This window comes from Flavivirga eckloniae (genome assembly GCF_002886045.1).
GTDB classification, from domain to species: Bacteria; Bacteroidota; Bacteroidia; order Flavobacteriales; family Flavobacteriaceae; genus Flavivirga; species Flavivirga eckloniae.
The window spans coordinates 5,599,514-5,611,736 of record NZ_CP025791.1 but is presented as its reverse complement, the minus strand read 5'-3'; the positions used below and the strand labels follow the sequence as shown (position 1 = coordinate 5,611,736).

The 12,223-nt window shown below is 34.1% G+C and carries 11 protein-coding genes; 8 read left to right on the top strand and 3 right to left on the bottom strand.

Annotation, left to right across the window (positions count from 1 at the left end):
- Positions 1-102 precede the first annotated feature (102 nt).
- From C1H87_RS22990 to C1H87_RS22980, 3 genes are all read left to right on the top strand, one after another.
- Positions 103-1,068: an aspartyl protease family protein gene (locus C1H87_RS22990; RefSeq protein ID WP_102758069.1), complete on the top strand. Its 966-nt coding sequence runs from the start codon at positions 103-105 to the stop codon at positions 1,066-1,068.
- On the top strand, positions 1,065-2,033 hold the full coding sequence (locus tag C1H87_RS22985) for a glycogen-binding domain-containing protein (RefSeq protein WP_102758068.1): 969 nt from the start codon (positions 1,065-1,067) through the stop codon (positions 2,031-2,033). The genes C1H87_RS22990 and C1H87_RS22985 overlap by 4 nt, the downstream gene beginning before the upstream one ends.
- 83 nt (positions 2,034-2,116) lie before the next feature.
- On the top strand, positions 2,117-3,022 hold the full coding sequence (locus C1H87_RS22980) for an alpha/beta fold hydrolase (RefSeq protein WP_158655342.1): 906 nt from the start codon (positions 2,117-2,119) through the stop codon (positions 3,020-3,022).
- An 87-nt stretch (positions 3,023-3,109) separates the two neighbouring features.
- Here the strand turns inward: C1H87_RS22980 and C1H87_RS22975 are convergent, their stop codons facing one another.
- A complete protein-coding gene (locus C1H87_RS22975) occupies positions 3,110-5,467 on the bottom strand; it encodes an ATP-dependent helicase (protein ID WP_102758066.1) in 2,358 nt (785 codons plus the stop codon).
- A gap of 298 nt (positions 5,468-5,765) precedes the next feature.
- On the opposite strand from C1H87_RS22975, the gene C1H87_RS22970 reads away from it, so the two are divergent.
- Genes C1H87_RS22970 through C1H87_RS22960 form a run of 3 tightly spaced genes read left to right on the top strand, consistent with a single transcriptional unit; the run spans position 5,766 to position 9,142 of the window.
- Positions 5,766-7,037, top strand: coding sequence for an amidohydrolase (locus C1H87_RS22970; protein ID WP_102758065.1), 1,272 nt, complete (start codon positions 5,766-5,768; stop codon positions 7,035-7,037).
- A 1-nt stretch (position 7,038) separates the two neighbouring features.
- The gene (locus C1H87_RS22965; RefSeq protein ID WP_102758064.1) at positions 7,039-8,613 is read left to right on the top strand and encodes an FMN-binding glutamate synthase family protein; all 1,575 of its coding nucleotides are present in this window, start codon (positions 7,039-7,041) and stop codon (positions 8,611-8,613) included.
- Positions 8,614-8,620: 7 nt separating this feature from the next.
- Positions 8,621-9,142, top strand: a complete 522-nt coding sequence (locus C1H87_RS22960) for a DUF7935 family protein (protein ID WP_102758063.1) — start codon at positions 8,621-8,623, stop codon at positions 9,140-9,142.
- A gap of 47 nt (positions 9,143-9,189) precedes the next feature.
- On the opposite strand, the gene C1H87_RS22955 is transcribed toward C1H87_RS22960, so the two are convergent.
- Positions 9,190-9,744: a hypothetical protein gene (locus C1H87_RS22955; RefSeq protein ID WP_102758062.1), complete on the bottom strand. Its 555-nt coding sequence runs from the start codon at positions 9,742-9,744 to the stop codon at positions 9,190-9,192.
- A 151-nt stretch (positions 9,745-9,895) separates the two neighbouring features.
- Between C1H87_RS22955 and C1H87_RS22950 the strand changes: the two genes are divergently transcribed.
- Positions 9,896-10,336 carry a hypothetical protein gene (locus C1H87_RS22950; RefSeq protein ID WP_102758061.1) on the top strand — a complete coding sequence of 147 codons (441 nt, stop codon included), beginning with the start codon at positions 9,896-9,898 and terminating at the stop codon, positions 10,334-10,336.
- A 1-nt stretch (position 10,337) separates the two neighbouring features.
- Positions 10,338-11,054, top strand: a complete 717-nt coding sequence (locus C1H87_RS22945; RefSeq protein WP_102758060.1) for a hypothetical protein — start codon at positions 10,338-10,340, stop codon at positions 11,052-11,054.
- Between the two features lie 114 nt (positions 11,055-11,168).
- Here the strand turns inward: C1H87_RS22945 and C1H87_RS22940 are convergent, their stop codons facing one another.
- Positions 11,169-12,080: a patatin-like phospholipase family protein gene (locus C1H87_RS22940; RefSeq protein WP_102758059.1), complete on the bottom strand. Its 912-nt coding sequence runs from the start codon at positions 12,078-12,080 to the stop codon at positions 11,169-11,171.
- Positions 12,081-12,223 lie beyond the last annotated feature (143 nt).

Genomic DNA, 12,223 nt, shown 5'->3' with positions numbered 1-12,223 from the left:
CAAAAACAACTTTACTAGATAAACTTAAAGTTTTCATAAATAATTATTTATACGCCAAAACCTGTAACAATTCATACTTATTTTAGTCTTCTTAATATAAGTATGCCAAAACACTGCTGTTTTATATTATTTCTGGTTTTTAGTGTTAGTCTGTTACATGCAGATCATAGCCACACCCCGCCTATTCTTTTCCCAAAGGCAGAAATTGTAAATAATTATACGACCCGAATCCCTTTTAAATTAGTTGACCATTTAATTGTTGTAGAAGCCGAACTTTTAAATAAAAAAGGCAACTTCATTATCGATACCGGTTCTCAAACCATGATACTTAATAAACACCATTTTCCAGACTTTTACGAATATCAAAGAAAACAGAAAGCAACATCTGGTGTTTTACAATCCATTGATGATATCTATGAAAGAAAGGTTAAAGAGTTTGCTTTAAAAAGTCTAAAACTTCACGATAAGAATTCTCATGTTATTGACCTTTCTCATATCGAAAAAAGTAAAAAAATTAAACTTTTGGGCGTTATAGGCTATAATATTTTAAAAGATTACGAAGTTTTTATAGACTTATACTTAAACCAAATAACACTTACAAAAGTAGATCGCTATGGAAATAAGTTAAGTAATAATGTGTATTTGGAAAAAATTGTAGATAGCCTAAGTTTTAACCTAAAGAACCATACCATTGTAATAAATGGAACCATTAACGACCAAAAAGTTAAATTTGGTTTAGACACTGCAGCAGAATTTAACCAAATAAACAAAAAGATTAACAAAAAAGCCCTTAAGTACTTTATTCCAAAGAAACGATTATCATTATCGGGTATAAGTAACAAGAAAATAGAAGTTCTGGCAGGCAAGTTACATCGGGTTAAACTAAGCGAAACCGTATATTTTGGCCCTATGCTTACCGTTCTAACCAATCTAAATAAAATGAACGAAGCGTTTGGTACGCAGTTAGATGGTGTTTTAGGCTATGCTTTTTTTGCCCAAAAAAGAACCATTATTAATTATCAAAAAGAAAAATTATATTTCATAAATTACCCGTTAAATACACAGTGAAGCAAATAAAACAACATATAAGCTTTTTAGTTTTTACTTTTATTAGCCTTTGTTCGTTCGCACAAAACGATACGTTTAAAGGTTATAAAATAGAAGGAGACACTGTAGTATTTGCTTTCGATGTTAGAGATTATTCAAAATTTACTCAAGAGTACACTGGTCAAATACATGATTTTGAAGATTTTGACATAGAAAATGTTGTCGTATCTGGAGAATTCAATTTATGGTCCAGAGATAATTGGAAAATGAATAAGATTGATGAGTACAACTACGAACTTAGAAAAAGCTTGGACGATTTTACCGATGAATTTTCATGGGAATTCAAATTTGTTATCAATAACTCTTATTGGGCAGAACCTTCGAAAAACGACCCCAATATTTCCAAAGCAATAAAAGAAGGACGAAAACTCCGTAACGTTTATAACCTAAAAATGTATACGGCTTACCCAGAATATAATGGCAATGCTAGTTTTAAACTAAAAGGATATACAAATGCCAAAAAAGTAATTTTGGCAGGTTCTTTTAACAAATGGAACGAATCGCTTTTTAAAATGAATAAAACCCATGATGGCTGGGAATTAACATTGCAAATAAAACCTGGGGTATACGAATATCGTTTTATTGTTGATGGTCATTGGATGGAAGACCCCAACAATTCCAACAAAGTAACAAACGAGTTTGATGAATATAATTCTGTTATAGATATAAAAAAATATACCGCATTTAAACTAAAAGGGTATACAACTGCTAAAAAAGTAATTCTGGCTGGCTCCTTTAATAATTGGGACGAGCACGATTTTGTTATGCGTAAAATGGACTATGGATGGAAATACGTCGTACCTCTATCCGGCGGAAAACATCATTATAAATTTATAGTTGATGGCGTTTGGGTTGTAGATCCCAACAATAGTGTTAAGGAATACGATGGAAATGGACATGTAAACTCTGTATGTATGGTAAAATAAATGTTTCGTTATCAAAACGATACAATTTTGAAGTACTCCTGATATTTCCCAAAAATAATGTAACAAAACAAGATAATAAGAACATGAAGCAAATAATTATTTACCTAACGTGTTTAATTAACTGCAGTTTACTAAGCTCACAAATTGAACAAAACATTATTTCTGAAGATAATATAATTCATTATACAACTTATGGTAAAGGAGAACCTATATTAATTATAAATGGAGGTCCAGGGATGAATAGCGAAGGTTTCAAACATCTAGCTAAAATTATAGGTAAAACAAATAAAGCAATCATTTACGATCAAAGAGGTACAGGGCAATCTAAAATGTCTGAGATAAATACCAGTACCATTACAATGGATTTAATGGTAGAAGATATTGAGGCAATTCGAAATCATTTAAAACTGGATAAATGGATTATACTGGGGCATTCATTCGGAGGTATGCTCGGCTCGCATTACGCCTCAAAACATCCAAAAAGAATCAAAGGGCTTATTTTATCTGCTTCTGGTGGCATTGATATGGGAATTTTTTCAAGAATCAATATTGAAGCAAGACTAACAAAAACAGAAAGAGATTCCTTAAACTATTGGAACGATAAAATTTCAAACGGAAACACAACCCTACATGCAAAATTACAAAGAGGCAAGTTTTTAGCCCCTGCCTATGTATATGATAAATCTTTTACACCTATAATTTCCAAAAGATTAACACAATTGAATTCTGCCGTTAGCCAATTGGTTTTTCAAAACATGAGAGCTATTAACTTTGATTGCTCAAAAGGATTAAAAGATGTTAAGGCACCCGTTCTGATTATTCAAGGTAAAGAAGATATCGTTGATAAAATAACGGCAGAAACGTCGGCAAATGCATTTCAAAACTCAAAGTTAGTTATACTTGAAAAATGTGGGCATTATGGATGGTTGGACCAACCAAAAGCATACTTTGAAAACATTAATACATACTTAGGAAAAGTAAAAAATTAAACAACAACGTGACCAAAAGATTCCCTGTCGGCAGGCAGATTCGTTTCACTCTGAATGAAACACGAACCCATACATCATTACAAAAAATTACCCCACAACCTCTAACTTAGCAAAGCGCAGCAATAACTTTTTAACACCACCATGCTGAAAATTGATTTCAGCCTTAACATCGGCTCCAGTACCTTCAATTTTCATAACCTCTCCCGCACCAAAACGCATGTGCTTAACAATATTTCCTACCGCAAGTTTACTATCAAATAAATTCGTGTTTTCTGTAGTTTTGCTAACCGGTTTTAAGTTTTTAGGCTGTGTAACCTGAAATTTTTCAGGTGCTTTTTTAGTCGATCCTTTTTTAAGCACCACTTGTTTAGCTGGCTTAAATCTAAGTTTATCTGGAGACACCTTACTTTTTTGTTCGGTAGGAACATCCCCAAAAATATCGGCATCTAACATAGGATTAAAACGGCGTTCCTCAGGAGGTGTTAAAACCTCTAAATATTGTTCATCAATTTCTTCAATAAAACGGCTAGGATCAGAATCCACAAGCTTACCCCAACGGTATCTCGATAGCGCATATGTTAAATATGCTTGCTTTTCAGCACGAGTTAAAGCCACATAAAACAATCGGCGCTCCTCCTCTAGTTCACTGCGCGTATTCATACTCATAGCACTAGGGAATAAATCTTCTTCCAAACCAACAATATATACATATGGAAACTCGAGCCCTTTAGCTAAGTGAATAGTCATAAGCGACACCCGATCCATGTCCTCACCTTTATCGTTATCTAAATCGGTCGCCAAGGCTACATCTTCCAAAAACTCCGCTAAAGATCCTGTTGAATCGACAATCTCTTTCTGCCCTTCCACAAAATCCTTCATACCATTTAAGAGTTCTTCAATGTTTTCCATACGGGTAACACCTTCTGGAGTACCATCTTTATTAAACTCTTTTATAAGTCCGCTCGTTCTTGTAACATGCTCAGCCAATTCAAACACATCGGCGGTTTGATTTAATACCTGATAGCTTTCTATTAAGGTTACAAAATTCTGGAGTTTGGTTTTAGTCCCGGAATTAATCTTAACATCGGTTTTATCAATGTTCTTCATCACCTCAAACATGGTGCGGTTGTAACCATTAGCAGAAACAATTAATTTATCTACCGTTGTTTGGCCAATACCACGAGGCGGGAAATTAATCACACGTTTTAAAGCCTCTTCATCGGCGGGATTAATAATAAGCCTGAGGTAAGACAACACATCCTTTATCTCCTTACGCTGATAAAACGACAATCCACCATAAATTCGATACGGTATATCACGCTTACGCAACGCATCCTCAATAGAACGCGACTGCGCATTCGTTCTATATAAAATTGCAAAATCGCCATTCTTTAGCTGGTTTTGCATCTTGGTTTCAAAAATAGTACTAGCAACATAACGACCTTCGTCTGCATCAGTTAACGAACGGTTTACCTTTATTTTGCCTCCTTCATCATTAGCCGTCCAAACCACTTTGTCTAGTTTCGTTTGGTTCTTATCGATAACCGAATTTGCTGCATTAACGATATTCTTTGTAGAACGATAATTCTGCTCCAACCTGAATACCTTCACGTCATCATAATCCTTCTGGAAATTCAAAATGTTATTAATATTAGCACCACGGAAAGCATAAATACTCTGCGCATCATCTCCCACCACACATATATTTTGAAACTTATCAGACAACGCTCTTACAATCAAATATTGCGAGTGGTTGGTATCCTGATACTCATCAACTAAAATATATTTAAAACGATTTTGATACTTTGCTAAAACCTCTGGGAATCGTGTTAACAACTCGTTGGTTTTTAACAATAAGTCGTCAAAATCCATAGCACCGGCCTTAAAGCAACGATCTACATATTCTTTATAGATCTCCCCCATTCTAGGGCGTCTCGCCATAGCATCCGCTTCCTTAAGTTCAGGGTTTTGAAAATACGCCCGCACCGTAATCAAACTGTTTTTGTACGATGAAATTCTGGAACGTACCTGCTTATATTTGTAAATATCTTTATCAAGATTCATTTCCTTAATAATAGACGCAATTAATCTATCAGAATCTTGAGTATCATAAATGGTAAAATTGCTCGGGTATCCCAATTTATCTGCCTCAATCCTTAAAATTTTAGCAAACACCGAGTGAAAAGTACCCATCCATAAATTTTTGGCTTCACTAGTTCCAACAATAGAAGCAATACGCTCTTTCATTTCGCGAGCCGCTTTATTGGTAAAAGTCAGGGATAAAATATTAAACGCGTCAATGCCCTTACTCATCATATAAGCAATACGATACGTAAGCACACGTGTTTTTCCAGATCCCGCTCCCGCAATAACTATCATAGGACCATCAATTTGAATTGTGGGCTCCAATTGCGCTTCATTTAGCTGACTTAAATACTTTTCCAAACCATTAAAATTTTACGACGTGAAAATAACCATTGTTAACCTTTTAATTAAAGGGAATTATTAATAATTATAAACAATCATAACTTATATCAATTCTGATGTAAAATTACACATAAGAAAATAGAATATTTTTGTGTTAGTCGAAAAATAAAACTCAAGTGTGGCCTTAGTTACGGTTTAGTTTTATGATAAAGCATGACGAAAAAAGAACTATTTTATTTGAGTCATTTTTAGTTAGAAATGGTATAGCATCTACTTTTTGAATATCTTTAGCTTCAAATATTCAAAATTAGCATTTATGAAATACTTTTTTTTGGCATGTATTCTCTTTGTAGTTGCTAGAACTCAAGGACAAAACGATTTAGAGCAACAATTTATAGACATTGAAAGTAAGGTTATTGAATGGAGACATCATTTCCATAAAAACCCGGAACTATCAAACAGAGAGTTTAAAACTGCTGAAAAAATTGCTAAACATTTAAAATCCCTAGGTATTAAAGTTCAAACAGGAGTTGCGCATACAGGTGTTGTTGGTATTTTAAAAGGAAAAAATCCAGGAAAAGTCATTGCTTTACGTGCCGATATTGATGCGCTGCCAGTTACCGAACGAAACGACCTCCCTTTTAAATCTGAAGTAAGAACCACGTTTTTAAATACAGAAACAGGTGTGATGCATGCTTGTGGTCACGATACACATACAGCCATATTAATGGGTGTAGCAGAAATACTCGCCAAAAACAAAGAAAAAATTAACGGAACGGTAAAATTTATTTTTCAACCTGCAGAAGAAGGCCCTCCTCCGGGAGAAGAAGGCGGAGCAAAACTCATGATTAAAGAAGGCGTATTAGAAAATCCAAAGGTAGATGCCATATTCGGATTGCATATACGATCAAACTACGAAGTGGGAACCATTTACTATAAAAAAGGAGGCATTATGGCTTCCGTAGAGCGTTTTTTAATTAATGTAAAAGGCAAGCAAACTCATGGTGGAAGGCCTTGGCAAGGCGTAGACCCTATTTTAATTTCTGCCAAAATTATTGATGGCTTACAAACTATAGTGAGTAGAGAATCTAAATTAGTAGACGAAGCAGCAGTAATTACAGTAGGAAAAATTACAGCTGGCACACGTTTTAACATCATACCAGAAAGTGCAGAATTAATAGGTACCGTAAGAACTTTAGATCCCAAAATGAAAGCGCATATTGAGCGCCGCATGACAGAAATGGTAACGACGCTAGCAAAAGCTTACGGAGGCGAAGCAACTATTAGTTTTCAAAACAATACAGCTATTACCTACAATGATTTTGATCTGGTAGACAAAATGCTTCCCACTCTGCAAAAAGTTGCTGGCGTTAAAAATGTCCGGTTAAGAAAAGCAACTACAGGAGGTGAAGACTTTTCATATTTTCAAGAAGTTATCCCCGGGTTCTATTTCTTTTTAGGAGGCATGACACCTGGAAATAAAGAGGCTTTCCCACACCATACACCAGACTTTAAAATTGATGACAAAGGCATGCTCTTAGGAGTAAAAGCCCTAACCAACATAACTTTCGATTACTTAAACAACTAACATGAACAACATATTAGATTTTTTATCAAGCATCCCTTGGTGGGGCTGGATTTTAATTGGTTTAGCTCTTGTAGCCATTCGCGATATTTTCGTTCAAAAAAGTCATACCATAAGTCATAACTTCCCAATAATTGGTCACTTACGGTATTGGTTCGAAAGTATAGGCCCAGAAATGCGGCAATACTTTGTGGCCAACAACAGAGAGGAATTGCCTTTTAACCGTATTGAACGCGGTTGGATTTATGCCTCTGCAAAAAAAGAAAACAATTACGAAGGTTTTGGTACCGACAGAGATATCTACGAGCATCAGCACGTATTTATTAACAATGCCATGATGCCTTTTCAAATTGATAAAAACCATCCGAATAGTATAGACAAAACCTTTTTGCCCTGCGCTAAGGTAATAGGTGCGTTTAATAAACGTAAAAAACCATACCGTCCAGCATCGGTTATCAATGTGTCTGCTATGAGTTTTGGTTCACTTTCGGCAAAAGCAGTAGAGTCATTAAACAAAGGGGTAAAAATAGCCGAAGCCTACCATAATACAGGTGAAGGTGGTTTATCTCCCTATCACAGCAACGGTGGTGATGTGGTGTTTCATTTTGGTACGGGCTACTTTGGTGTTCGTGCTGAAGATGGTGGATTCTCTATGGAGAAAATGAAAAAGTTGGTTAAAGACAACCCTTTTATACGAGCCATTGAAGTAAAACTATCCCAAGGGGCAAAACCCGGGAAAGGTGGTGTATTACCGGGTGCAAAAATCACTAAAGAAATAGCTGCTATCCGTGGTGTAGAAGTTGGGAAGGATGTGTTATCCCCACCTAATCATAAAGCATTTTCCAATGTTCCGGAAATGGTAAATTTTATTGAAGATATTGCAGAAGCTACAGGATTACCAGTTGGTATTAAAGCAGCCATTGGAAAATTGGAGCAATGGGAAGAGCTTGCAGATATCATGCTAGAAACCGGAAAAGGTCCAGATTTTATTACTGTTGATGGCGGCGAAGGTGGTACTGGTGCTGCGCCTCCTAGTTTTGCAGATCATGTATCACTCCCCTGGGTGTACGGGTTTAGCGATTTATATAAACTATTTCAAGGAAAAGGTCTATCTGAACGTATTGTTTTTATTGGTAGCGGAAAATTAGGATTTCCTGCCAAAGCAGCTATGGCATTTGCTATGGGTATAGATTGTATAAATGTAGCACGCGAAGCCATGATGAGTATTGGTTGCATACAGGCTCAAATTTGCCATACCAACCGATGCCCAGCTGGCATTGCAACTCAAAGCAAATGGCTACAAAACGGTATCGATATAACCTTAAAATCGGAACGACTGGCACAATACTTTAAAACCTTTAAAAAAGAACTTATAGAAATTACTCATGCAGCGGGGTACGAACACCCTTGCCAATTTAAAATGGACGATGTAGAAATTAATGTCGACGATCATAATATCTCAAAAGAATTAAGCAGAACATACATGTATGAAAAAACACCTGTACCATTTATTAGCATGCAAAATTTAAAAGATTGTTTATATTTGGGCGGAGATTTTAACAAAACCCAGATCGACTAACTATATTATGGATACACAAAGAATTTTAGATTTATTTTTATTCGCCATACCATCATTAATAACAGGCGTTATTGCTTATTACTTTTTTAGAGAACATACAAAAAATGAGGACGGCAGAAGACGATTTTTGTTAAAAAAAGACCTGCAAGTTACTGCCATGCCTTTACGCCTTCAAGCCTACGAAAGAATGACTTTGTTTTTAGAACGTATTACACCTTCTAAACTACTTGTTAGAACAGCTCCAACATCGGAAGATAAAGATGACTACGAAGCCTTGTTAATACACAGTATTGAACAAGAATTCGAACACAATTTATCGCAACAAATATATATTAGCGATAAATGTTGGAACATCATTACTACAGCAAAAAACGCTACCATTCAACTTATTAGAAAAGCCAATTTGCTTGAAAAAACAGATTCTGCCAATAAATTACGAGAAGTTGTTTTAACCGAAATGATGGATCGCCGTTCCCCTAGTGATGCGGCACTTTCTTTTATTAAGGAGGAGGTTTCGGATATGTGGTAATTAATTATACTTAAATAAAAATTAGGATTTCTTAATTTTGACAACTCCTACCTAGTCAATCCCTCGTTTATAGCTGCTAATAAGCATACTAAGAACAAACCAATTAATACTGGAATATAAAGTCTTAAAATATGTTTTTTAATAAGCTCATTTTTCTTTGATCCAATCATTATATATATAACATATATTGGTGTAAATATAAACATATTGATACCACCAGATAATATGTCATACATTAAATATATATGAATTAAAAGTGCACCTATAAATAGTATAAGCAAGTTTTTGTGTTTTATAAAATTTAGTAATTCCATTCTTATATAGGGCAAATATATTAACTGAAGCAAAATCAATTCATCAACTTTTTTTTCAGGTATAATAACACCTAGGTTTTCAGCTACAACTCTTATTGGTCTATTTATACATTTTCTATAAGATTCTAATCCTTCTAAAATAAACCCCTTCCAGTTAAAAAAAATATCTGATATTGATGCTATGGAACTTACAGTAGCTAAAAGCATCACACCAAGAACAATTTTTAACCAAAATGGGTATTTCTTGAAATCGGAGATATACTCGTCAAAATCACTTTTAAAGCTCATAAAAAATTAAACCGTTTGTTTTGAATATGTTATATCGCAGCAAATGTAATAAATAAAACATATAGAAAATCTGAATAATCTTGCATTTTGTCGATTTGATTTAGCCAGTTTCTTTATTGTTTATACTTTACCGATCAATAAATTGTTTTTTATGGAATTAGGTATAATTGAAAAAATTGAAGTAGTAAATCGCCCAAATGAAAATGCTATAACTATGTTTTTTGTTAATGATGATTTAAATGAACGGAAAATTGAGCGATCAAGCATGATGTTTTCTAAAAATGATGATATCACCAAATTAGAAAACGAAATCATTAAGAAGGGAGATCATATATTCTATAAACTTATAGAAGGCGCTCGTTATAAAGTAATAACACTGAATGCACTAAAAACTCAATACAGCGAGTTCCTAGAAGTAGCAGAAAATCTAACTGGAGAAGAATCATTACAAATAAATATTGATCCAGGAACAGCAACTTCGGATCAAATTGCTGAGTATCTGATTGAACTCAAAAAATTATATATGATGATGGGAGGTTCTGGGATAGTATATAATCCAAATAACGTTAAAGTTTTAATTAATAGTTATTAATATGCTGGGAGAAAAAGAACAATCAGAATATACAGGTAAATTCGATGCATCACCTGAAAACGGAGACAAACCTAACGAATCGTCGTTTTGGATCATTTTTAATTCAGTACTTAAAAATAAAATCCCCTCTCTATTTAATGGTTTTGTGAAATTTGGTAAAAACATCTATACTGCAAATAATGATGTAATAAAAGCAGAAGCGGAAATAAAAAAGGCAGAGGCAAAGAAAAAACTTGCAGAAGCGGCTAAAATTGCTAACGAAGCTAAAGGAATCAATATAGAGAACATTATGAAGGTAAATGATAGTTTGATAGATATTCATACAAATGAAAAATTACCAGATGATATTAAAAAATTACTTACCATTGCGTCTCTTTCAAATAATCCTGCTATTTTGAATCAAGTCCAAAAACTGAAAGATATGGGGTCTGTGCTAAAAGCCGTTAATTTTGCTTCTATTAATTTGGAAATTAAAGATGATGAAGCGATTGAAGCTTACGAAAAAATGGTTGAGGCGGTGGAAAAGGATTATATTGATCAAATAAACGCTACTAAAAATTCAATCAATATTTTGATAAAAGAGCTTAAGAAGTTACCCCCAATAAAAAATGAAAAAGAAGTAAAGGAAATAAATAGTACCATTGGAGAATATAAACAACATATAAAAAAAATAGAGATTAACCTTCAAAAATTTAGAGGTAAGAATTTTAGGAGTTAATCTACTTTGTTCAGTTTGTTTTTTGTTTGAGCGCTCTATGATAGTACTCTCGGACGCTTCTATCAATGTATCTAACAATTTCCTAAAAAAAAGAATGGCTTACAAAAATCAAAACTAATCAATACGAAGCTCATTAGATCGTGCCTCCTTACATTTTTCCCTAGCATAATCATACCCTTGTTGCCACCAAGAGGTCATTAGCTTCTTATTAAAAATTAGAGAGTTTTCAATTAGCTTAGAAGGTGTGTAATATAAGTTAAGTTTTACGTCGTTATTCTTGGCTGCTAATTTTCCAATAGTTATATCGCTACGCTCCACTTGATCTAGTAAATGGCTAAACAAATTAATCATTAAGGAAAATGGATTTTTACCCAATACTTTATTGTATTCCATATTTTCAGACTCCAAAACTACGGCATCAACTTCGGTAGCGCCACGTAAAATAGCTTCCCTTATAGGAATAACACACCCTAAACCGCCATCTGCATATTCGAAACCATTTCTTTTCACTAAGGACATAAATGGAATGTAGTTGCAAGAAATCCATATCCAATCACAAAACTCATCATAACTAAATTCCTTTATAGACTTATACTCTACTCTATTTTTAGATAAATTAGATACCGTAACAACAACATCATCTTTGGTTTCCTTAATGAGATTGTATTCAACTTCTGTAAAATGCTTTTTAATATGACGTCTTAGAGCCTTGCTTTCACCAAAAGTTCGTTTCATTCTAATGAATTGCCAAAGCGTATTTATAAAATCGATAGAAACGAATTCACGCTTTCCTTTTTTACGTTGTACAAAAGGACTCACGCTAAAAATATCGTTCTGACTCACATTTGTAAAAACTTCTTTAAGCTTACTAATCTTACCTGCAGCCAGATGTGGTACTAACAAACTTCCTGTAGACGTACCCAAAAACAGATCATAATCCCTTTCTTCCTCCTGTATTAAATACTGAGCCACGCCTCCGGCGTAAGCACCTTTACTTCCTCCTCCTGAAATTACTAATGCTTTCACAGTTTCTTTTTTTATATAAATATAACTAACAATAAAACATCTAAAAAATTAAAGACATAAGATATTCTCTTACAATTTGCATTTCATACCTATAAATATGCGTTTTAAAGAAAAAACCTACACAAACCATTTTTTAATGATGC

What these genes read in the sequence shown, in the direction of transcription:
- C1H87_RS22970 (WP_102758065.1), top strand. Translation starts at nt 5,766, where the DNA reads ATGAAATACTTTTTTTTGGCATGTATTCTCTTTGTAGTTGCTAGAACT.
- C1H87_RS22950 (WP_102758061.1), top strand. Translation starts at nt 9,896, where the DNA reads ATGGAATTAGGTATAATTGAAAAAATTGAAGTAGTAAATCGCCCAAAT.
- C1H87_RS22955 (WP_102758062.1), bottom strand. Translation starts at nt 9,744, where the DNA reads ATGAGCTTTAAAAGTGATTTTGACGAGTATATCTCCGATTTCAAGAAA.
- C1H87_RS22965 (WP_102758064.1), top strand. Translation starts at nt 7,039, where the DNA reads ATGAACAACATATTAGATTTTTTATCAAGCATCCCTTGGTGGGGCTGG.
- C1H87_RS22980 (WP_158655342.1), top strand. Translation starts at nt 2,117, where the DNA reads ATGAAGCAAATAATTATTTACCTAACGTGTTTAATTAACTGCAGTTTA.
- C1H87_RS22945 (WP_102758060.1), top strand. Translation starts at nt 10,338, where the DNA reads ATGCTGGGAGAAAAAGAACAATCAGAATATACAGGTAAATTCGATGCA.
- C1H87_RS22990 (WP_102758069.1), top strand. Translation starts at nt 103, where the DNA reads ATGCCAAAACACTGCTGTTTTATATTATTTCTGGTTTTTAGTGTTAGT.
- C1H87_RS22960 (WP_102758063.1), top strand. Translation starts at nt 8,621, where the DNA reads ATGGATACACAAAGAATTTTAGATTTATTTTTATTCGCCATACCATCA.